The following is a 20777-nucleotide window of genomic DNA, read 5'->3' on the forward strand; positions in this document are numbered from 1 at the left end:
GAATTTTACAGGGATCACGGGAATGTCGGATATCGCGCTGAATTTTACCCGGAACGAATACGCAGACCGCCTCGCAGCGACCCGCAAGGCAATGGCGGATGCCGAGATCGAGTTGCTCATCGTGACCGATCCTTCCAACCAGGCTTGGCTTACCGGCTATGACGGCTGGTCATTTTACACGCATCAGGCCGTGCTCGTAGGACCGGATGGCGACCCCCTATGGTGGGGCCGCGGGATTGACGCGCTGGGTGCACGGCGCACGGTTTACATGAGCCATGACCACATCATCGGTTACCCGGACCACTACGTGCAATCAGACGAACGCCATCCCATGGACCAGCTGTCTACGGTGTTGGCGGAGAGGGGCTGGGACACGCTGGTGATCGGCGTTGAGATGGAGAATTACTACTTCACGGCTGCCGCCTTCGCTGCTTTGCGGAAGGGCCTGCCCAACGCCCGATTCCGGGATGCCACGAGCCTCGTCAACTGGCGGCGGGCGGTCAAGAGCGACCGGGAGATCGAGTACATGCGCCGCGCCGCGCGCATCGTGGAGGCCATGCATCAGCGTATCCTCGAAGTTGCGGAGCCCGGCCTGCGCAAGAACGAGTTGGTCGCCGAAATTTACCATACCAGCATCATGGGTGCCGACGGGCACTGGGGCGATTACCCGGCTATCGTCCCAATGGCGCCGTCCGGAATGGACGCGACAGCGCCGCATTTGACTTGGGACGACAAGCCCATGAAGACGGGCGAGGGCACTTTTTTTGAGATATCCGGCTGCCACCGGCGCTATCACTGCCCGCAGTCGCGGACGCTCTTTTTGGGAAAGCCGCCGCAAAAGTACCTGGACGCCGAAAAGGCGGTGCTGGAGGGCGTGGAGGCCGGACTGGAGAAAGCCAAGCCCGGCAACACCTGCGAAGACATCGCCGAGGCTTTCTTTTCCACCTTGCGGCGCTTCGGATTTGAAAAGAACAATCGCACCGGCTATTCGATCGGGCTTTCCTATCCGCCCGACTGGGGCGAGCGGACAATGTCTCTACGCGCGGGCGATCGCACGGAGCTGAAGCCGAACATGTGCTTTCACTTTATGCCCGCCCTCTGGTTGGACGATGGCGGTATCGAAATTACCGAGCCCTTACGCATCACTGAATCCGGCTACGAGTGCTTCTGCAGCACGCCACGCCAACTATTCGTCAAGGAGTAGGAGAAGGCCATGACCTCAGTCAGTGGCATGCTTCGGCGCAACCCCATCGTTCCGACTGTCGAGTTCGAGAAAGATGGGATATTTCACGGCCATCTGAAGCTCCCTTACAGCCGCGACGATTCGGCTTGGGGCAGCATCATGATTCCAATCACGGTGATCAAAAATGGCGAGGGTCCAACGGCGCTGCTGACCGGCGGCAACCATGGTGACGAGTACGAGGGGCCGGTGGCGCTCTTCAATCTGTCCCATTCGTTGGACTTGGACGAGGTTTCGGGCCGGATCATCATCGTGCCTGCCATGAATTATCCGGCCTTTCGCTCCAATCGCCGCACGTCGCCGATCGACAACGGCAATCTCAACCGCACGTTCCCAGGCCGGCCCGACGGTACGGTGACGGAGAAGATAGCGGATTTCTTCCAGCGCACATTGCTGCCCATGGCCGATTATGTGCTGGATATCCATTCTGGCGGCAAGACCTTGGATTTCATACCTTTTGCCGCCACTCATCTATTGGAGGACAAGGACCAGCAGGCGCGCTGTAAGGCAGCCATGGAGGCCTTTTCGGCCCCCTATTCCATGTTGTTGCTGGAGATTGACGCCGTGGGCATGTACGACACCGCGGCTGAAGAGATGGGCAAGGTGTTCGTATCGACCGAGCTTGGCGGCGGTGGCTCCACGACAGCAAAAAGCGTCGGTATCGCCAAACGCGGTGTGCGCAATTTGCTGATCCACGCAGGTATTGTCGAAGGCGTCGAAGAGCGTTGCGAGTCGGTGCTGCTCGATATGCCCGGCGAGGATTGCTACATCACCAGCGGCTCGACCGGATTGATTGAGTACTCGGTCGATCTGGGTGGCGAGGTGGTCAAGGGAGACTTGATCGCAAGGGTTCATGATTACGAGCGCACGGGTCGCGCACCAATCGAGTATCGCGCTTTCCGAGACGGTGTCCTTGCGGGCCGCCACTACCCGGGCACGATCCAGATGGGCGACGTCGTGGCCGTCGTCGCCGCGCGGGTCTGAAAACATGGCAACAAAAGAAAATCAGCGCGTCATCCTGATCACCGGCTGCTCGTCCGGCATCGGCCTCGCCGCCGCCCGAGGCCTGAACGAACGAGGATGGAAGGTCTTTGCCACCTGCCGCAAACAAGAGGATTGCGACCGGCTGGAGGCCGAAGGCCTGCGCTCGTTTCGTTTGGATTACGAAGTACCGGAGACGATCGAAAGCGCGTTCCGACAGACACTCGACGAGAGCGGAGGCCGCCTGGACGCGGTCTTCAACAACGGTGCCTATGCGATTCCAGGCGCGGTCGAAGACTTGCCAACCGCTGCATTGAAACAGATTTTCGAAGCGAATTTCTTCGGCTGGCACAGTCTGATCCGATTGGCGCTGCCGGTCATGCGGGCGCAAGGGTCTGGCCGCATCGTCCAGAATTCCTCGGTGCTGGGGATTGCCGCCCTGACCTTTCGCGGCGCCTACAATGCAACCAAGTTCGCCGTAGAAGGTCTAACCGACACCCTCCGGCTGGAGCTTCGTGGTCTGCCGATCGAGGTAATCCTGATCGAGCCAGGGCCGATCAACACGAAGATACGCATCAACGCCTATCCAAACTTCAAGCGCTGGATCGATTGGCGCAACTCCCCCAATCGCCATCTTTACGAGACCGCCCTGATCCCCCGACTGGAAGCGGAGACCCTGCCGACACCATTTGAACTGCAACCGGAGGCGGTGGTTCGCAAGCTGGTGCATGCGCTGGAATCGGCACGGCCACGCCCACGTTATTACGTGACCACACCGACCTATATCATGGGTTGGGCGCGGCGCCTCTTGCCGACCCGGGCTTTGGATTGGCTGGCGGCCAAGGCTTCCAGCTAGGCACTGCGCTCCAGCTTGGTAACCAGCGCAACGGCGGTGATCGCTCCCGCCGTATTGAACAGCAGGTCGAGCGCCGTGTTGTAGTATCCGCCGACGTTGGTGTTCGGCAAAGCCATGACCGCAGCGAATTCGATGATTTCATTGAGGCCGCCGAGCCCCATGCTCCCCAGAATTGGGTAGCAGAAAAGCGTCGCGGTGCCAGCCAGCACTGGGAAGTTCCGCCGCAGCAAGTGGCGCAGCACCAGAGCGGTGACGCCAAATCCATAGAAGTGCACGACCTGATCGTATTTCAGGATCGACAGTTCACCGGTCCCGACAATATCCAGCAAACGATAGGCGTAAAGCACAGCGCCATCGATGACGACCCCGCCACCGGCCATGTGGGCCAGTCCCCAAATACTCAGCAGCCAGAGCAGCATGGCAGGGAACCGCGCCCGCCTAGCGCCGTAGGCGATCAGCAGCATGAAGCCGATCAACGTTGCGATGTACCAGAGAAACTCATTGTTGCCGATGGAAATGAAATATATCCCGAACCCCACCACGTAACTGGCCGTGAATACCAAAACCGCCCATTCGTGCTTTTGCAAAATTCCCTCCCCGTAGCTCTATAGTGCCGGGCCAAGCCGAACTGGGCTGCCGTCCTCAAAGCGGGCCAAGCGGAAAGGCTTGAGGTCATGCCCGCAGTCACGGCCTCGGATCAAATCGGCCATGACCCGGCCGGCGCCAGGACCGATGCCGAAACCATGGCCGGAGAAGCCCGTGGCCAGAAATAAACCCTGGATCGGCGCGACCGAGTCCATGATCGGCAGTAAATCCGGCGTGCTATCGATCATACCGGACCAGGACTCTACGAACGGCTGGTCTGCCAGACGCGGCAACCGCGCGGCCAGGTGCTGGCGCAGCCGACGCAACACCTGCCGGTCAGGCAGTGGGTTCATGACCCGCGTGCGTTCGAACGGGCTGGTTTGCCCGGCATTCCAACGCTCGGTCGTCGTCAATCCACGCTCGATGCCGCTTCCCAATACTCGCAACTTGGTTTCTCGCCACGAAGCCTTGTAGCTGGGTAGGAAGCTGAAGAAATGCCGGAAAGTTTCCGCCGATAGGTAATGCTCGTGATATCCGGAAAGGGCTATCGTATAGCCGCCATCCTGGCGGCGGCGGAAAGCGAACTCCGAGGTGGAGGCGTTGCCCTCGAACACGCTTGGTCCCGGCGCCGTCCGGGAAACCGTCGCCTTTACGCTCAATTGCGGGAGGGAAATCCCTTGATTGCGCAAGAACAGCGACGACCACGCGCCACCGGCCAGCAAGACGGCACCGCAGCGCACCGGTCCTTTCTCCGTAATCACCGCTGTGACGGCGCCATTTACTGCGTCCAGGGTGCGCGCCGCGCAACACTCCAGGATCACCGCCCCCTGCGCCTGGGCAGCGCGCGCCAGATTCGGCACGGCCACCTCGGGCTCCGCTCGTCCGTCGCTGGGCGTGAACAGTCCTCCCTTGAATGCTCCGCGACAATCCGGCAGCAGCGCCGTAACGTCGGCGGCGCTCAACATCCGGCTGTCGAGCTTGTGATCCTCGACCAGCGTCAACCAATTTTCGAATTCCCCCAGCCGCTCTTCACTTTCAGCCAGATAGAGAACGCCCTGCTTGGCAAAGCCATAGTCCGCGCCCGTGTCGGCAGACAGCCGATCCCATATCCGGAGGCTTTCCTGCATGATTGAAAGCTCCGCCGGATCACGTCCTTGCTGGCGGACCCAGCCCCAGTTCCGGCTGCTTTGCTCCCCAGCTATCCGGCCTTTCTCGCATAGCAAAACCGAGACGCCCTGCCCGGCCAAGAACCAAGCGGTCGAGACCCCAAGGATTCCGCCGCCAATGATCACGACATCCACAGCCTCCGGCAATACGCCGGAGAAAGTCACGGGAGAAGCATCGCTGATGACCGTCATACTGCAGGATTCTCGGCTGTTCGGCGCGCGATTGATACCACTCTCAGAATGACGTCCGGCGCAGTGCCGCCGCAAGTCAATTCCGGCATCGAAACGTCCTGTCAGTTACCTAGATCAAAAACTGACTTGCATGAAAGTTAGTATGGACTCGCAGACCGCTTTGGCGCATATTTCCGGCAGCATCGGCAGGGCTATAGCTAGCCAGCCGACGACGGCGCATCTAAATATCCAATAGTGCCCCGATGCGGCACCTCGCAAGGGAGATTACCATGCCGAAATTCCTTCTGCTGCAAGGCGGCAACATGAATTTTTTGGGCATTCGTGAACCAGAAGTCTACGGACGCACAACGGCGCCGGAGTTGGACGAAATGGTTCGCGCCTATGCGGCGGAAAAAGGCTTCGAAGTAGAGATCTACTACACCAACATTGAAGGTGAGGCGATCGACAAGATGTTCGATGCTCACAATCGCAAGCTGGACGGCTGTGTGATCAATCCCGGCGGCTTCTGCTATGCTGGTTATGCGCTGCGCGATTGTATCCGGGGCATCAAAGTGCCTACTGTCGAGGTTCACATGACCAACCACTATACCCGGCAGATCTTTTCCGTGACCGCCCAAGCAACCAAAGGGGTGTTCATGGGCATGGGCATCCAGACCTATATGCGCGCCTTCGATAGCCTCGTGGCGTTGCTCGAGGAGCAGAAGAGCGCCTGATCAGACTCAAACTATTTCCGGGAGACGGCCGCAGAGGACAACGACCCGGGCAAGTAAACTCGCGAAGGAGTAAGATATGAGCAATCCTCAGAAAGCGGATCCAACCAAAGGCCCGGCAATCTGCGTGCAGCCGGACGAGGGCCAAAGCTGGTGGCAGCCGGAACCGGCCAACGGCTACGGCGAAGTGCGCATCTCGCGCCGCAACGTTCCCGGACTGAACCTTGCTTCCGGCGTTCAAGTAATCGCGCCGGGCGGTTTCATCCGCGATCATCAGCACCCCGATCACCAAGAAATTCTTTTCTTCTACGAGGGCACGGGCGTCGTTGAACTGGACGGGGAGCCGCATCCGGTACAGCCGGGTACGACCTTTTACCTGACGTCCTACCGTCGCCATAAGATCATGAACACCGGCACGAGCGATCTGAAGATGTTCTGGACCATCATGCCCGGCGGGTTGGAGGACTTCTTCGAGCAGATCGGACGCCCCCGTACGCCCGGTGAACCGGCCCCCGAACCATTCGCTCGTCCGGAAGATGTCGAGAAGATCGAGGTAGATTCCATTTTTGCGCCGATCCGCAAGTAGCCGGCCGCAACGAACAATGCCGCTGTTCACGCTATCCGACGGCCAGGAGCTTTATTACGAGACGAGAGGCGAAGGCCCGCCCCTCGTTCTCGTACCTGGCCTTGGCGGCGTGGCCGGTTTCTGGGACAAAGTTGCGCCGACGCTGGCACAGCAATTCACCGTTATCTTGCATGATCACCGTGGCTGTGGGCGAAGCAGTCATGTCCCGGGCCAATTCTCCGTGGACCAGATGGCGGACGACCTTCACCAATTGCTCCAATTTCTGGGTATCGAGCGCGCTGCCTTTTTGGGCCATTCGACCGGCGGCGCCATCGCCCAAACCCTGGCGATCACGCAACCGGGGTTGGTGGAACGCATGGTCCTTAGCGCTACCTGGTGCGGCCCGGAAGCTTATGTCACCAACCTGTTCGGCAACCGCAAAGCTGTCTTGATGGCTGGCGGTCTCGGCCTTTATCAGAAGACAAGCGCGTTTTTCCTGCGCCCCCCTGGTTACTGGCACGACCATGGGCCAGAACTCGACGCCCTGGGAGCAAACGCGACTCATGATGCTGTGGAGGTGGAGATCCTGGCGGCACGGCTCGATGCACTCATCGCTTTTGATCGCCGGAGCCAGCTTGGTACGATCACCCAGCCGACACTTGCGATTTGCGCCCGTGACGACATGGTGACGCCACCGGCCCTATCGCAGGAGATCGTTGCGGGGATCGATGGCGCAAACTTCATCGAGTTGAGCTATGGGGGGCACTTCACTCCCCTCGTCGTTCCCGCCGCCTTCCTGGACGCAAGCCTGCCGTTTCTGCGGCATTGACCGACACACCGAGTATGGGACAGACCTAGGCCATGAAAAGCTTCTCACTCGGCATGATCGGGTTCGGCGCAATAGGCCGTAGCCTCGTGGATCGTCTGAACAAAGACACGGACGGGCTTGACCTCACCATCACGGCATTGGTTCGCCACGCGCCTGAATCACAGGGCCTTTCCAACCTTACTTTCGTAACAGACGTTGAGGCGCTGCTCCGGAGCAAGCCTGAGCTGGTTGTCGAATGCGCCAGCCAGGAAGCGCTGGCGCAGCATGGACCGGCCGTGCTGACGGCGGGCGTTGATCTTGTCGCCGCATCGATCGGCGCTCTTTCCCAACCGGGGTTCGAGCAGCGCCTTGAGTCAGCCGCACGGAAAGGCGCGGCGCGATTGTTCCTGCCGGCCGGGGCGGTCGCAGGAATCGATGGCCTGACCGCCGCCAAACTGGCGGGCCTTACCCAAGTGACCTACGTATCGCGCAAGCCGCCAAAGGCTTGGAAGGGGACGCACGCCGAGACACTCTGCGATCTCGACAGCCTTGAAGAAGAGACTCTGCTGTTTGAGGGGACTGCGCGAGAAGGTAGCCGCCTGTTTCCCAAGAACGCCAATGTGGCCGCAACGGTTGCACTTGCCGGTCTTGGACTGGACGATACCCGCATAAAGGTGATCGCCGATCCAAAGGTGGATAGAAACTGCCATGAAGTGGAGGCCGAGGGCGCTTTTGGAACGCTCGCCTTGCGCCTTGCAAACTTCCCCAGCCCGGACAACCCCAAGACTTCCTTTCTGACGATCCTCAGCCTGGAACGCACGGTGCGTAACCGCTGGTCGCGCATCGTCATTTGATCCGCTTGGCGATTAATTGTTGCTGAGCTTCAGCGTCCGCTCCGGGTCATTGGCTTCTGGATTGATGCCGTAAGCGTGGTTCACGATCCGCGCGAAGGCAAGATAGAGTTCTTCCAGCCGCGCAAAGCTGCCCGCGTCTTGCGTAATCGGTCCGGCGCTGTTTGCGATGCTGACTATCTGCAAGGCCAAGTCATCGACGGGCGCATCGGCTTTTAATTCACCCTTCTTCTTCGCCAGAATGATCGCCGCGCGCACATGCGACTCAATGGCGGGCCCAAAATCCTGCAGCGCTTCGCGCGCCTTGGCCGTCAAGAGGTCCTGATCACTGCGCATGCGCGCAATCAAGCTCCATGGATGCCCGGTTTTCCCAGTTGGGTTGTAATGGATGTAGCGTTGGTGGTTGTACCCCATGGTTTGGCGAATCTTTTCGTTGAGCGAGGCATTCTCATTCAACCAAATGTCGCGGAACTGCTCCTCGGTACCGGCAACGTAATCGCAAACAACCTCTTCGACCAACTGCTCCTTGGTACGGAAGTGGTAGTGGATGTTGGCCCGGGTTCGACTGAGCCGCTCCGCGATATGCCCAAACCTAAAGCCGCGGTAGCCATGCAGCACCAGCAGTTCAGTCGCGACGTCCTTTATCCTATCACGCATCTATGTCCCCCGATTTCCACCCCCCGGGGCTATATAGCGCAAGGTGGCCGGAATGTCCCATTTTCTATCTGAAACCATAGAGCTGCTCGGGCAGCCACGTTGCGAGCTCGGGAAACGCTATAACAAATCCCAAGGTCACCAGTTGCAATAAAATGAATGGGATAACCCCTCGATACATATGCATCAAGGTGATTTCCGGAGGCGCTATTGCCCGCAGGTAGAAGATGGCAGGAGCCATGGGTGGCGTCAGGTAGCTGGTCTGTAACACGACCAGGAACATGATGCTGAACCAGAGCGGGTCTATTCCATAGGAAATCACCAAGGGAACTGCGATCGGTATTATGATTAGCACCACCGAGATCAATTCCAGGACAAATCCCGCCAAGAAGGTCAACACAAAGATCAGCGATACCGCCGGCCAACCGTGCAGGCCATACTCGGCCAGCAGTTTCTGGACTGTCACCATACCGCCGGATGCGAAGAACACCCCGGCGAACATGCTGCCGCCCAAGACGATCAGCAGAATCATCGCCGTGATTGATAAGGTTCTGTAGAGCGCCTGGATAAGCACCGAAAGCGTAATCCGGCGATAACAGATGCCCATGACCAAACTTCCAAAGGCACCGCATGCAGCGGCCTCCGTCGGCGTCGCCCAGCCCAAGAGAATCGTTCCCAGAACCGAGAAGATCAGAACCACCGGCGGCAAAAGCGCAACTGCGGTGATACGCAGTTTCTCAAGGAGCGACATCGTGTCTTCGGATTCTGGCTCGCGCGGCGCCATCTCTGGCTTCAACCAGCAAAGTACGATCACATAGGTGAAGAACAGGCCGGACATGATAAGGCCCGGAAATAAAATCCCTGCAAAAAGGTCGCCGACCGGCAGGTCCGCCACCGGGGCCAGAACGACAACCGTGATGGAAGGCGGGATCACCGTGCCAAGCGATCCGCCAGCGCAAATCGTGCCCGAGATCAGACGCTTGTCATAGGCGTACTTGAGCATTGGCGGCACCGCCAGCATGCCGACGACCGTTTCGGTTGCTCCGGCAACGCCGCTGGCTGCGGCGAACACCGTACACATGATGATTGCGCCGACTGATAGACCACCGGGCAGCCGCTTGGTCCATATATGGATGGCATCGAACAAACGGTCGGCGATACCAGACCGTTCCAACAGCGCGCCCATGAAAATGAACAGGGGTACTGCGCCCAGAACGTAGTTCGACGCGACATCATCGACTTTCGAAATGAATTGGAAGACCGCCGCATCGCCAAACCGGATCAAGCCAAAGACCAAGGCTACCGACATGAGGCAAAAAGCAATCGGGAATCCCGTCAGGACCAGCACCATCAGTGCTGGGAACATCATAAGTCCAAGATACTCAGTCATACGTCGGTTCCGAATTCTTCGCCCCGAAGGAGCGCACAGATGGATTTCCCGATCTCGGCAAAGCTTTGCAGCGTCAAGATCACGAAACCGGCGACAAACAGGGTTCGGTAGGGCCAGATCACCGGGTTCCAGGCAGACTGGCCTGATAGCTCATGCCCCTCGTAGGCTTTCACCATGTAGCCGAACAACGCATAAGTGAGCCAAAGCAGGCAGGGTATAAGCAGCAGGAAGCCAAGCAGATTGACAATGGCCTTCGCGCGAACCCCCATGCTCAGATAGAAAAGATCGACCGAGACATGCGCCTTTTCCTTCAAGGCGTAGGCCATACCCAGCATAAAGATCGAGCCCATCATCATGTAGGCCAATTCATAGGCCCAGAAGGTCGGCGCCGAGAACAGGTAGCGGCTCAAGACCTCATAGACCATCGACCCAACCAAGGGCAAAAGCAAAAACGCGCCCACGGCAGCAGCGACATCCGTCACGGCTTCTATTTTACGGATCCAATACATAGCAAACCCCGGCCCAACAGAGAGGTTCATTGATTATAGCGAAACGGGGCGGCTCTCGTGAAGCCGCCCCGTGCCGGATTGCTTAGTTGTTGCCGATCGGCAGACGGAATTTCTGCCAGTCGCCAACCTTCTTCTGGAAAGCGCTCTGATGTTCGTAAGCGCGCTTGAACCAATCGTTCTCCTTGGCCTGCTGAGCAGCCCAAGCGTCGGAAGCCTCTTTCGCCGCAGAGATGAAGGAGGGGTCGAGCACGACCATCTCGTTCTCACCTGCCTGCTGGAAGAAGGCAAATCCGTCGATGTCATCCTTGGCATAGGCCAGGAAGGTGTTGAGCGTCATCAGACGGCCCGCGACCTCGATCATGTTCTGGTCATGCTCGGACAACTTGGCCCAGGCGTCCTTGTTGAACATGCATTCGTGCGCGCCGGAGGGCTGGTGCACGCCGGGAGTCACGATGTACTTGGCAACCTTGTGGAAACCTGCGGAGGTGTTGATACCGGGGCCACCCCACTCAATGCCGTCAACGACCTTACGCTCCAAGGCGCTGAACACTTCCGAACCCGGCATGATGACCGTAGAAGCGCCCATGTTGGCAGCGATCTCCGCCCAAGCGCCGGAGGTACGCACCTTCATGCCCTGATAATCCTCAAGGGTGCGGACCGGCTTATGCGAGTGCAGGAAAATTTCGGTTTCAAGAACGCCGCACGGAATAGCGACAACGTCCGACAGCTCCATGCGCCACTCTTTCCAGAGTTCCGCGCCACCTTCGTTGTAGAGCCACAACAGATATTCTTCCGGGGTCAAACCGCCGGCCCAACCGCCGAAGATGACGCCGGTGCGATCAATACCCCAGTCATATGCGGGCCAGTTGTGACCAACCTCGGCTACACCCGTCTGCACCGACTCGGTGACTTTCAATGCACTGCCCAGCGTACCCGCGGGGAAGACATTGATCTTGACGCGACCTTCGGTCAGCGTTTCAACCAATTCTGCAAACTGCTTGGCGCCGACATCGATCCAGTGACCGCCGGACCAAGGTGTCGCCATGCTCCATTCGACGGGTTCGGCCTTGCTGACGGCCGGTAGCATCGCAACGCCAAATGCAAAGGCCGTGCCCAACGCAACGGCCTTGATGGACTTCTTGAAGTTGGAAAGCATATTGATCTCCCTAAATTTTCCCACATTCCCCTCGATCAAACGGTGTTATCCCGCTTTGAGCGATCCGAGAGAATACTTACTTACATGTAAGTAGTCTAGTCTAACATATGCGCCTTATGCAAATTCTTGACTCCCTGGCGTCAGGCGCTCACCCCCAGGGCAGCCTCGAAAGCGTTGCGAATAGCCTCTTTGCTTTTACCGGGGGACTTCGCATCGCCAATGACTTCCACAGTCGCCCCTAGCTTGTGTACGGTCGACAACAGGCTCTCCTGACGACGCCGTGCCTTATAATAGAACCAATGACGGAAGCGTTCGCTCTCCGCCAGCTGCCGAAGCGGGGTCTTTCGCAGCAAACCGGATGCAAGCAGACCGGACACCAATCCGCCCAAGCCCCAGCGATAGGTAGCCCCGGACGCCACCACGATGCGGTCATAACCGGCAAGCTGCGCCAGGTCCTTCAGAGGGTTCACGCCGTAGCGCCTCTCAACGCCCGACTGATCGCAGATTTCCTCCAGCGAACGAATGAAGGCTGCAAAGCTGTAGGCTTCCGGTCGCACGTTCTGGAACAGCGGTGCGGCGCTTACCCGATTGAAGGAGCCACCTGCGCTTGGCGTCCTCTCGAACAACGTCACCTGGTTTCTCGTTCCAGCCAGTCCGGCATAGGTCAAACCTGCCGGTCCGGCGCCTATAACCGCGATCCTTTCATTTCTGGGGCCACCGTCGTCCTGGTAACCCTGCTCACGACCGGTTGTCGGGTTGACCAGACAGTGCAAGGGGTGTCCGGCCCGCATTTCGTCAACGCAGGTGTTGCAACCCAGGCAGGTCCGGATCGGCTTGCCTGAACCGACCTTCGCTACCCAATCCGGATCGGCCAACAGTGGGCGCCCCAGCGCCACGAAATCCGCACACCCTTCTTCCAGCGCCCTTGCTGCCACTTCGGGATCGCCCAGCCTTCCAACCGCGATAACCGGCACCGGCACGGCCTCCCGAATCATCTTGGCAAACTTGAGAAAGGGTCCATACCCCATGTCCATCGGCGGGATCATGACAGCGGCCGAAGGTTGCGATCGGTAGTGTCCGCCGGTGACGTGGATGGCATCTGCGCCCGCTGCCGCCGCCCAGACCGATACCTGCAGAGCTTCATCCGCAGGCATGCCCGCTGGGAAATAGTCGTCGCCGTTCAGACGGAAAATCAGCGCCATCTCCGGTCGGCGCTCCTTGCAGGCGCGAATGATCTCAAGCGCGAAGCGGGCTCTGTTCTCCAGGGAGCCCCCATAGTCATCGTCTCGCCTGTTCTCCGCCGGGCAAAGAAACTGCGAAACAAGGTAGCCGTGCGCGGCATGGATCTCTGCTGCATCGAATCCTGCATCCGCGGCACGTGCGAAGGCGGCCGCAAAAGCGGATACGCATTCGGTAATCCGCGCCGGGCTCATTTGCTGCGGGATAATGGTTTCCAGGTGTCCCTCGAAAACCGGGTGAGGGATCGCCGATGGCGCAACCGGGTCCTCACCGCAGATATCACGCCGCGTGTGGCCGCCGCCGTGGCCGAGCTGAATGGCGGCCTTGGCACCCGCATCGTGGATTGCCGTGGCCAGGCGCTTGAGACCCGGCAGAAACCGGTCGTCATGGATGCCCAATTCATTGAAACGGTGCCGCCCGGCTTTTTCGGGCGACGCCATCTCCACGGTGACGAGACCGACACCGCCGACTGCCCGGGCGCGGTAATAGGCGAGGCTGCCTTCCGTGACAAAACCATCCGGATCGGCCGCACGCGTTGTCATCGAGGGCATCACCACACGATTGGGCAACCGAACGCCACCGATCCGACCGGGCTCGAACAGCAAAGCCCGACCCGCCTTTTTGTCACCTTGCAGGAGCACTGCTGGCTCTCCGTTCAAGCTAATTTTTCCGCAGCTTTTATTCTGCGACGCTGCGCGCAGCGCCGCGGTTCAACAGGCCGGACTCTTCCAGAGCCGCCCGAAGGCGATCCAGTTCTTGCTGATGCAGCTTCATCAGGGGCGGCCGCATGACGGCCTGCTCCAGACGCCCGAGCATCACGAGGCATTCCTTCATGCGATTGTGCATATCCACGAAAGGCGCCGCGTAGAAAGCCTGAACCAACGGATAGATGCGGTCGTTGAGTGCTTGTGCCGCCGGCAAGTCGCCCCCCTTGATCGCCCGGAAGAGCGCGACCTGCAGGTCGGCGATGACACTTCCCGCACCGGACAGCAGTCCGTTCGCGCCCATGGTCAACGACGCCATCAACCAAGCGCTGTGCGTCGTCAGGACGTTGACCGGCCGATCCAACGACTGGAAGGTCCGGATATGCCGCTCGTGCAACATGGGATCGTTGCACCAGTCCTTGATGGCGCGGACCGTCGGCACCTCCTCGAACAACTGCAATAAGGACTCATAGGGGTAGGCTAGCCCCGAGGACACCGGATAACGGAAGGCGATGATCGGGAGATCGGTCACCTCGGCAATCATCTTGAAGTGTGTCAGGATCGATTCCGGACGCTCCACGCCGCCCATGCCCAGGCTCTGCGGCGGGAACACCAGCAAACAGGAAGCGCCGGCGGCATCGGACATCTTGGCGATTCGCGCCGCCTCATGGCTGCCGTCCGCATATACACCATTCACCAGCGGCACCTTATCCCCGACCTCCTCGAGCGAAATCTCGAGAATTCGCTTCTGCTCTTCGAAGGTGCAGGCATGTACTTCCGATGCATGGCCGTTGACCGTTGCGGCGGCGACACCCTCGACCAGGGCACAGTCCGCCAGATGACGGCGCGTGCTCTTCTCATCGATCGAGTAGTCTTCGTTGAGCGCCAACAAAGTCGCCGGAATCACCCCCTTGGGTTCAAAGTCCTTGAAGCGTCCCATCGTGCAATCTCCTTTCGTACCTCATTATCGCATACTCGCGCGTGCAGCCCGAGTGGCATGGGTCATCGACCCGATCAATTCATCCAAAGACCGCCCGTCACGTTGATGGCTTGCCCCGTCATATAGGCGGCTTCATCCGAAGCAAGGAAAGCGACGACCCGCGCAATATCATCGGGCAGGCCCGTACGTCCCAAGGGGATGGTGTGCAGGCGCTGGTTGGCGAGCGGCAGGCCGCGACGCGCCAGATCTTCCTCGGCCTCTTCACGCATCTTGGTGTCGACGATCAACCCCGGGCAAACGGAGTTGACCCGGATTCCCTTACCGGCTAACTCGTGGGCCAGGCTCTGTGTCAGGGCAACAACGGCAAACTTGCTGGCGCAGTAGGCCCCGTAGCTGGCCACACCCTTTTTGCCCATCCAAGACGACATGTTAACGACATTGCCGTGCCCCTGAGCGACCATATGCGGAACCACGGCACGCGTGCAGTGGAAAATGCCATCGACGTTGATACGCCAAGTGTCAGCCCAGTCTTTCTCACTCATCTCAAGCAACTGGCCCATGCGCAGGATACCGGCATTATTGACCAACAGATCAACGCCGCCCAGCGTCTCGACCAGTGTTTTCATGCCTGCCTCGACCGAGGTCTTGTCACCGACATCGCCGGTCACCGCGGCCGCCTTGCATCCCAAGTCCCGGATTTTGGCGGCGGTTGCCTCCGCACCCGTGCCATCGACGTCGAAAAGCCCGACATCACAGCCCTCCTGGCCCATCCGCAACGCGATGGAACGTCCGATGCCCGCCGCGCCGCCCGTGATAACGACCTTCTTGCCTTTCAGTTCGTACATGAGCCTTCTTTCTCCCTCATCGGCCTTTCCGGCCAGCTAGTGCTTGTCAAACGACAGTCTGGAATGCGGCGGAGCGCCCTGCGATGCGACCCGAGGTTACAGCCCACCCAAGATGATGCCCGTGACCTTCGAGCAGCAGACCGCCCTGCCCCGTGGATCCGGCCGCAAAAAGTCCCGTTATGGGAGAGCCGTCGCCACGCAGTACCTGCAGTGTTTTGTCGACCTTCAATCCGCCTTCCGTGAAGCAGATCCAGGACTTCAGGGGCCCCAATAGATAGAATGGACCCTCCGAGAGCGGTGCCCGTCCGCTGTCTCTTGCTTCCGCGTTGGCCTGGTCCAGGGTTTCCTGGAGAGCTTTTGCGGGCAGATTTACCTTCGCCGCAAGCGCTGCAACGGTTGCCGCCTTGAAGCAGATGTCCTTTCGGTTGCGCTGATAGTCAGGCAGGTAAGCGTAGGCCACGCCTGGCGCCGTCGAGATGTAATGCGGCCAGGCCGTGAACTTGCGCGCCATCGCGTCGTCCATCAGGATATAGGCCGTTCTGCCGGGCTGGGCGGAGACCGTGTGTTGCGGTCCGTCCCGCTCGTCACAGAAACGTTTCCCCTCGCTATTGACCAGCAGTGCGCCTTCCTTGAATAGCCCGTGCGAGGGCGCCAGAAAGGTTGTCACGAAAGACATCAGGAAGGGACGCAGAATAGGTTGCGGCAAATTCTTGATCGCCCAGTTCACAAGGCGTGCAAAGGGGCGGATCGGCGGAATTCGCGTGATGATGCTGGGCTTCGGCGGCGCGATGAAGCGCATCTCCGGGCCCCAGGCCAGATCGGGATTGAGCACTTCGCTGCCGGCGTCACGTCCCAGACGCTGTCCGTCACCGGTACTGGTGGTATTGATTCCCTCAACATCGCACAGCGCTTCCGGCAGGAACTCCGATTTCAGCGCACCATCCGCCGAACTGTAGTCGCCGCTGGCTAACACAACCCCGCGGCGCGCTTTGATCTCCGTTCCGTCAGCCAGCCGAACACCCGTGACACGATCTCCATCGCGCAGCAGTTCAACGACCGGGGCGTTGGTTCTTATCTCCACCCCTTCCCGACGGCAGTGCTTGACCAGCCGGTAAATATAACCGCGCGAATGCGGGACAATATTGTGGAGCCGCGGATAGCGATGGGGCGGCTCTGGAACCGGCCCCATGAATTCAATGCCGAGGTCCATCAAAAAACGGAAGGCTTCGGGTACGTTCTCAACGTAAAGCCGCCGCAAATCAAGATTGTCGCGCGGCTCAAGCGCCCCGGCGAACTTACCCATGTCCTCGAAATGCTCATCGGGCGAATCACTGATGCCCGCCGCTTTTTGCTGTGGCGTGGAGTTGCAAGAGATCGAGCCCACCGACAAGCCGGTAGTCCCGCCAAGCGCGGGGTTTTTTTCCAACAGCACGACCTCGCGGCCCAGGCGGCCCGCCGTCAATGCCGCCGTGAGTCCGGAACCACCGCCGCCCACAACGACCACATCGAAGGTGTTTTTTGGCATGATGTTGGCCTTACTTCGCCGTCCAGCCACCGTCCACCAGCATGGTGGAACCCGTGCAGAACGAGGCCTCGTCGCTGGCCAGGAACAGAATCGCGTTGGCGATCTCCTGCGGCTGGCCGAGGCGGTTCATCACTTGGCGAGCCTCCAGTTTGGCGCGCAGCTGTGCCGCATCCGGGCTCTTGGCAAAAATCTCGTTGAAGTAGGGCGACTCAATGGTGCCCGGCGCAACACAGTTCACCCGGATGCCAGCAGCGACATGGTCGATCGCCATGGCTCGGGTCAAGGAGGCTACCGCGCCCTTCGTGGCGCAGTAGGCCGCACGGTCGGGAATGCCAACCTTGGCCGTGGTCGAGGCTGTGTTGACAATCACGCCGCCGCCCTGTTTCTCCATCACCGGCACGGCATACTTACAGCCGAGGAAGACGCCCTTGACGTTCACCGCCATGATCGCGTCCCAATCTTCCTCGCTGGTTTCCACCACGTTGCCCGCGATCCCGTAACCGGCGTTGTTTACCAGGATGTCCAGACGTCCGTGCCGCTGCACGACACCGTCTATCATGGCCCTGACTTCATCGGACTTGGCGACATTCACACTACAGGATTCCGCCGTTCCGCCAGCCGCGCGCACTTCGGCTGCCACTGTTTCGGCGGCTTCGGCGTTCTTGTCCGCCGCAATCACCACCGCGCCCTCGCGTGCAAAGGTCAAGGCCGTGCGATGGCCGATTCCAGAGCCTGCACCGGTAATAATGGCAATTTTGTCCTGCAAGCGTCCCGGCATGGCGGATCCTTTCAAAAGGCGGCTAATGTGGTTCTAGTGGCAATACTGACTTACATGTAAGTATAATCTTGTGACTCAAAAACCGTCAAGTGGCAACGTGGTTTTGCCATCGTCAAAATTCGCACCATCTTACCTAGGGAGAAGCCGTGCATACTGCGGGACGATAGCGGGAGGTTCCATGTTCAGCTTCGAGGAGATCAAGCCCTTCACCGACTTCCGGCAGCTTTGCGACGGAAAGGTTTATACCGCTCTGCCCGACGACTGGGTGCTCGGTCTGACGGATGTGGTCGATTCGACCGGCGCCATTGCGGCAGGGCGCTATAAAGCCGTCAACATGGCTGGTGCGGCCGCCATATCGGCGGCCATGAACGCCCTGTCGGGGAAAAGTTTTCCCTATTCCTTTGGCGGTGATGGCGCTCTGATCGCGGTGCCGGGAGACGACGCCGAGGCCTTGGCTGCCGCCCTGCGGGGTACGCGCCATTGGGTAGAACAGAAACTGGGTCTGGAACTGCGCGCCGCTCTGGTGCCTGTATCGGAGGTCCGCCTGAGCGGGCACCAGGTCGCGGTCGCCCGCTTCGCCCCCTCTGATGCCGTCAGTTATGCCATGTTTTCGGGTGGCGGCGCGGACTGGGCGGCCGAGGCAATGAAGGTCGGCCGTTTTCATCTGAGCCGGGAAGACGATCCAACCTTTGCGGATTTGACTGGCCTTTCCTGTCGTTGGGCGCCATCGCCCAGCCGCAAGGGTGTGATCCTCTCGTTGATCGTCAAAAAGCAACCCGAAACCGCTTGGGAGGAGTTCTCGGTCGCCGTGGACAGGCTGCTGGCTCTGGTGAACAAGCTTGAGCGCGACGGCCACCCTATTCCGGCGACAGGCGCGCAGTTCGCCTGGCCGCCCCGCGGTGTGACCTTGGAGGCGCTGACCTCGGAGGAAGGCAGTCTCGCGGCGCGAAAAATCCGACTGTGGCTCGTCGGCTGCCTCGCGTGGATACTAGGGCGCACCGGATGGAATCTCGGTGAATTCGACCCGACCGTCTATCGCCGCTACACCATGATGAACTCCGATTATCGGAAGTTCGAGGACGGGCTGCGCATGACCCTGGACTGCAGCCGGGAAACCCAGGCAGAGATTGACGTGCTGCTTGGCCGGGAGCGTGACCGAGGCATCCTGCAATTCGGACAACATACGCAGGATGCGGCGATCATGACCTGCATCGTTCCCTCTATTTACACCAACCGCCATTTCCACTTTCTGGACGGCATTGACGGCGGTTACACCGCGGCGGCCCGGAACCTGGACCGAGCCGCCCATTCGGCGGGCAACGCCTAGAGACCGACGACCGCCATGTTTTCAGGGAAGCGGATGCTGTAACCGAATCGCAGGTCCTTCACTTCGCCGGGTTCCGCATTCCAGCGCCAGGCAAGCACGCCCTTGCGCTCTTCCACATCGAATTCGCTGGGCGTGGTGCTTTCGTCCAACAACGCCACCTCGATTTCCTCGTGGCGGGAAACCGGCAACTGATCGAGCACCGATATCGCAATGGGCCGGGCGTGATGGTTCTGCACCTTTATTGCGTAGAGCCTGCTTTCCTTGCGGTCATTGGCGATGATCCCGGCGCTCGCAACCTCGCCGGTCACCAGCCGGTACTCGACGGCGATGCGATCATCCAGCCCGAAGGCGATCTCGCGGGTTTCGGAAGGGCGTAACAGCCCGAAACTCTGGCGCCCGACGAAGGCGCCGTCCCGGTAGATCGAGACTTCACCCGGAAGCAACGGCGCTTCGCCGTCGTAGTCCAGTTCGCCCACCAGATAGGCAACCGGCGAGACCTTCGGCATGATCTTGGCGCTAAGCGCCACCTCGAAGCCCCGTTCCTCCAGGCGCAGCTTGTGGGCCGCGCCGTCGGCGGGCAGATTGGCCCGGCCCGGCACCCGCCATTCGGCGGCGAACTCGCTGGCGACAATCTGTGCTTCCCAGCCAGCGCCGGCGGCATCCGCCAGCTCATTCTTACGCAAAGATTCCGACTCCGCCGCCGGGGCCTCGGCCAATTTATCCTGTGCCATGGACGCGCGGCGGCGTGGATCGTATAGGTCGAGGAACCAGGGGCCCAGATTCGGCAAAGCGCCCATCTGGCGGGGCCGCGTGGTCGAAAGCGTCAGCGCCACCTGCGACCAATCCTCACCGCTGTTCTGGGTCACTTCAGCAAGCTGGGTCAGCGCCAACTTACCCTCGCTGGTGTCGAGGCGCGCATCATAGAGCGGCCGCCACTGGGCCGCCTGTACCTGATAGGAAAGGTTGATCTCGGCCGATCCGGCCTCACTGGCCTCCAGCGCCAGGACCAGACTGTAGGTCTCCCGGCCCGGCGTTTGCAGGGCCGCCAGTTCCTGTTGCGTCGTCTCCAGCCGACGGATCAAGCCGCGCAGAGCCTTGCGGGCCTCGCGCTGGCGGGCGTAGGCCGCCTCGGACCCCTCGCCGATCAGGGTCAGCATCTGCCGCCAATGATCCGCCGAACGCGGCACGGTGGTTTCTGCATCCTCGCTGCTGGCGGCAGCATCGATCAACGCGCCGACCAGATCGAGCTGCCGGTCGGCGACCCGCAAGCGGTCCTCCAGCATCGTTCTTTCGTCCTGCAGCGCCTCGATATCGGCCTCCAGGCGGCGCACCTCGGCGCGCGGCGCAAGCGTGCTGTAGGCAAGGCGGCTCTCGACCGAGGCGATCCGCAGCCCGCCGTTCGTCGTGGCGACACGGATGCTGCCGGGGTCGAGGGCGGCGGTCAGGCCCGATAGCTCCAACGTATCCGATCCGACCGACATGGCCAGCGCCAGGCGGCGCTCGATACGCGCACCCTGCGGATAAACCGTGACCGAATCGATGGGGGCCTGGCTGAGTTCAACGGCCATCTTGGCATCCGCCACGAAGGGCGTTGCCACGGCCATGAAAAATGCGGCGCTGAAAATCCTGGTGGTCTGCATGACGGCGTCTCCCTGAAACTCCCCCGGCACCGCAACTCCTGTTGCGACAAGAAGAGGGTCTTATGGGAATCCGTCAGCAAAAAGGCCCGTATGGGGCCAAAATAGGGCCGGTTCGT

20 protein-coding genes are annotated in these 20777 nt (G+C 60.2%); 8 read left to right on the forward strand and 12 right to left on the reverse strand.

The genetic code is table 11. From position 1 onward, the window contains the following. The first annotated feature begins 22 nt into the window (after positions 1-22). The 3 genes from doeA to ABIE63_RS03905 are packed head-to-tail and all read left to right on the forward strand — an operon-like array spanning position 23 to position 3077. Positions 23-1204, forward strand: a complete 1182-nt coding sequence (gene doeA, locus ABIE63_RS03895; protein WP_354502981.1) for an ectoine hydrolase DoeA — start codon at positions 23-25, stop codon at positions 1202-1204. A gap of 9 nt (positions 1205-1213) precedes the next feature. Further along, positions 1214-2224 (forward strand): N(2)-acetyl-L-2,4-diaminobutanoate deacetylase DoeB, encoded by a 1011-nt coding sequence (doeB, locus tag ABIE63_RS03900; protein WP_354502983.1) that lies wholly within the window; start codon positions 1214-1216, stop codon positions 2222-2224. 4 nt (positions 2225-2228) lie between these two features. Beyond that, positions 2229-3077 carry an SDR family NAD(P)-dependent oxidoreductase gene (locus tag ABIE63_RS03905; RefSeq protein ID WP_183414640.1) on the forward strand — a complete coding sequence of 283 codons (849 nt, stop codon included), beginning with the start codon at positions 2229-2231 and terminating at the stop codon, positions 3075-3077. Here the strand turns inward: ABIE63_RS03905 and ABIE63_RS03910 are convergent. Together ABIE63_RS03910 and ABIE63_RS03915 are read right to left on the reverse strand one after the other, a co-directional pair. Beyond that, on the reverse strand, positions 3074-3664 hold the full coding sequence (locus tag ABIE63_RS03910; RefSeq protein ID WP_354502985.1) for a DUF2238 domain-containing protein: 591 nt from the start codon (positions 3662-3664) through the stop codon (positions 3074-3076). The genes ABIE63_RS03905 and ABIE63_RS03910 overlap by 4 nt on opposite strands. 18 nt (positions 3665-3682) lie before the next feature. After that, complete coding sequence (locus ABIE63_RS03915) at positions 3683-5020, reverse strand: FAD-binding oxidoreductase (protein WP_354502987.1); 1338 nt, start codon at positions 5018-5020, stop codon at positions 3683-3685. A gap of 269 nt (positions 5021-5289) precedes the next feature. Here ABIE63_RS03915 and ABIE63_RS03920 point away from each other — a divergent pair, with 269 nt between their 5' ends. The 4 genes from ABIE63_RS03920 (at position 5290) to ABIE63_RS03935 (ending at position 7957) form a co-directional block, all read left to right on the forward strand. Next, a complete protein-coding gene (locus ABIE63_RS03920) occupies positions 5290-5733 on the forward strand; it encodes a type II 3-dehydroquinate dehydratase (protein WP_354502989.1) in 444 nt (147 codons plus the stop codon). 76 nt (positions 5734-5809) lie between these two features. After that, a complete protein-coding gene (locus ABIE63_RS03925; protein WP_354502991.1) occupies positions 5810-6316 on the forward strand; it encodes a cupin domain-containing protein in 507 nt (168 codons plus the stop codon). Between the two features lie 16 nt (positions 6317-6332). Beyond that, positions 6333-7124, forward strand: coding sequence for an alpha/beta fold hydrolase (locus tag ABIE63_RS03930; protein WP_354502993.1), 792 nt, complete (start codon positions 6333-6335; stop codon positions 7122-7124). Between the two features lie 32 nt (positions 7125-7156). Further along, positions 7157-7957, forward strand: coding sequence for an aspartate dehydrogenase (locus ABIE63_RS03935; RefSeq protein ID WP_354502995.1), 801 nt, complete (start codon positions 7157-7159; stop codon positions 7955-7957). Positions 7958-7969: 12 nt separating this feature from the next. Here the strand turns inward: ABIE63_RS03935 and ABIE63_RS03940 are convergent, their stop codons facing one another. The 9 genes from ABIE63_RS03940 to ABIE63_RS03980 all read right to left on the reverse strand — a co-directional run bounded on the left by ABIE63_RS03940 (position 7970) and on the right by ABIE63_RS03980 (position 17694). Beyond that, positions 7970-8611, reverse strand: a complete 642-nt coding sequence (locus ABIE63_RS03940) for a TetR/AcrR family transcriptional regulator (protein ID WP_354502997.1) — start codon at positions 8609-8611, stop codon at positions 7970-7972. A 64-nt stretch (positions 8612-8675) separates the two neighbouring features. Then, positions 8676-9998 (reverse strand): TRAP transporter large permease subunit, encoded by a 1323-nt coding sequence (locus ABIE63_RS03945; protein ID WP_354502999.1) that lies wholly within the window; start codon positions 9996-9998, stop codon positions 8676-8678. Next, entirely contained in the window at positions 9995-10507 is a 513-nt protein-coding gene (locus tag ABIE63_RS03950; RefSeq protein WP_183414647.1) for a TRAP transporter small permease subunit, read from the reverse strand. Before ABIE63_RS03950 ends, ABIE63_RS03945 begins: the two co-directional genes overlap by 4 nt. Positions 10508-10589: 82 nt before the next feature. Next, the gene (dctP, locus tag ABIE63_RS03955) at positions 10590-11663 is read right to left on the reverse strand and encodes a TRAP transporter substrate-binding protein DctP (RefSeq protein ID WP_183414648.1); all 1074 of its coding nucleotides are present in this window, start codon (positions 11661-11663) and stop codon (positions 10590-10592) included. A gap of 140 nt (positions 11664-11803) precedes the next feature. Continuing rightward, positions 11804-13561, reverse strand: a complete 1758-nt coding sequence (locus tag ABIE63_RS03960; RefSeq protein ID WP_354503001.1) for a hypothetical protein — start codon at positions 13559-13561, stop codon at positions 11804-11806. 19 nt (positions 13562-13580) lie between these two features. Continuing rightward, positions 13581-14546, reverse strand: coding sequence for a dihydrodipicolinate synthase family protein (locus tag ABIE63_RS03965; protein ID WP_354503004.1), 966 nt, complete (start codon positions 14544-14546; stop codon positions 13581-13583). A 74-nt stretch (positions 14547-14620) separates the two neighbouring features. Beyond that, a complete protein-coding gene (locus ABIE63_RS03970) occupies positions 14621-15391 on the reverse strand; it encodes an SDR family NAD(P)-dependent oxidoreductase (RefSeq protein WP_354503006.1) in 771 nt (256 codons plus the stop codon). Positions 15392-15437: 46 nt separating this feature from the next. Next, a complete protein-coding gene (locus tag ABIE63_RS03975) occupies positions 15438-16916 on the reverse strand; it encodes an FAD-dependent oxidoreductase (RefSeq protein ID WP_354503008.1) in 1479 nt (492 codons plus the stop codon). A gap of 10 nt (positions 16917-16926) precedes the next feature. Continuing rightward, a complete protein-coding gene (locus ABIE63_RS03980; RefSeq protein WP_354503010.1) occupies positions 16927-17694 on the reverse strand; it encodes an SDR family oxidoreductase in 768 nt (255 codons plus the stop codon). A gap of 178 nt (positions 17695-17872) precedes the next feature. Between ABIE63_RS03980 and ABIE63_RS03985 the strand changes: the two genes are divergently transcribed. Then, entirely contained in the window at positions 17873-19021 is a 1149-nt protein-coding gene (locus tag ABIE63_RS03985; protein ID WP_354503012.1) for a DUF3095 domain-containing protein, read from the forward strand. Here the strand turns inward: ABIE63_RS03985 and ABIE63_RS03990 are convergent. Next, positions 19018-20661, reverse strand: coding sequence for a mucoidy inhibitor MuiA family protein (locus ABIE63_RS03990; protein ID WP_354503014.1), 1644 nt, complete (start codon positions 20659-20661; stop codon positions 19018-19020). The genes ABIE63_RS03985 and ABIE63_RS03990 overlap by 4 nt on opposite strands. Positions 20662-20777 lie beyond the last annotated feature (116 nt).

This window comes from Limibacillus sp. MBR-115, assembly GCF_040549425.1.
In the GTDB taxonomy this organism is placed as follows: domain Bacteria; phylum Pseudomonadota; class Alphaproteobacteria; order Kiloniellales; family CECT-8803; genus Limibacillus; species Limibacillus halophilus.

Excerpts from the sequence above, each read along its gene's own strand:
- doeA (WP_354502981.1), top strand. The coding sequence starts at position 23 with ATGTCGGATATCGCGCTGAATTTTACCCGGAACGAATACGCAGACCGC.
- doeB (WP_354502983.1), top strand. The coding sequence starts at position 1,214 with ATGACCTCAGTCAGTGGCATGCTTCGGCGCAACCCCATCGTTCCGACT.
- ABIE63_RS03905 (WP_183414640.1), top strand. The coding sequence starts at position 2,229 with ATGGCAACAAAAGAAAATCAGCGCGTCATCCTGATCACCGGCTGCTCG.
- ABIE63_RS03915 (WP_354502987.1), bottom strand. The coding sequence starts at position 5,020 with ATGACGGTCATCAGCGATGCTTCTCCCGTGACTTTCTCCGGCGTATTG.
- ABIE63_RS03920 (WP_354502989.1), top strand. The coding sequence starts at position 5,290 with ATGCCGAAATTCCTTCTGCTGCAAGGCGGCAACATGAATTTTTTGGGC.
- ABIE63_RS03925 (WP_354502991.1), top strand. The coding sequence starts at position 5,810 with ATGAGCAATCCTCAGAAAGCGGATCCAACCAAAGGCCCGGCAATCTGC.
- ABIE63_RS03930 (WP_354502993.1), top strand. The coding sequence starts at position 6,333 with ATGCCGCTGTTCACGCTATCCGACGGCCAGGAGCTTTATTACGAGACG.
- ABIE63_RS03935 (WP_354502995.1), top strand. The coding sequence starts at position 7,157 with ATGAAAAGCTTCTCACTCGGCATGATCGGGTTCGGCGCAATAGGCCGT.
- ABIE63_RS03940 (WP_354502997.1), bottom strand. The coding sequence starts at position 8,611 with ATGCGTGATAGGATAAAGGACGTCGCGACTGAACTGCTGGTGCTGCAT.
- ABIE63_RS03945 (WP_354502999.1), bottom strand. The coding sequence starts at position 9,998 with ATGACTGAGTATCTTGGACTTATGATGTTCCCAGCACTGATGGTGCTG.
- ABIE63_RS03950 (WP_183414647.1), bottom strand. The coding sequence starts at position 10,507 with ATGTATTGGATCCGTAAAATAGAAGCCGTGACGGATGTCGCTGCTGCC.
- dctP (WP_183414648.1), bottom strand. The coding sequence starts at position 11,663 with ATGCTTTCCAACTTCAAGAAGTCCATCAAGGCCGTTGCGTTGGGCACG.
- ABIE63_RS03965 (WP_354503004.1), bottom strand. The coding sequence starts at position 14,546 with ATGGGACGCTTCAAGGACTTTGAACCCAAGGGGGTGATTCCGGCGACT.
- ABIE63_RS03970 (WP_354503006.1), bottom strand. The coding sequence starts at position 15,391 with ATGTACGAACTGAAAGGCAAGAAGGTCGTTATCACGGGCGGCGCGGCG.
- ABIE63_RS03975 (WP_354503008.1), bottom strand. The coding sequence starts at position 16,916 with ATGCCAAAAAACACCTTCGATGTGGTCGTTGTGGGCGGCGGTGGTTCC.
- ABIE63_RS03980 (WP_354503010.1), bottom strand. The coding sequence starts at position 17,694 with ATGCCGGGACGCTTGCAGGACAAAATTGCCATTATTACCGGTGCAGGC.
- ABIE63_RS03985 (WP_354503012.1), top strand. The coding sequence starts at position 17,873 with ATGTTCAGCTTCGAGGAGATCAAGCCCTTCACCGACTTCCGGCAGCTT.
- ABIE63_RS03990 (WP_354503014.1), bottom strand. The coding sequence starts at position 20,661 with ATGCAGACCACCAGGATTTTCAGCGCCGCATTTTTCATGGCCGTGGCA.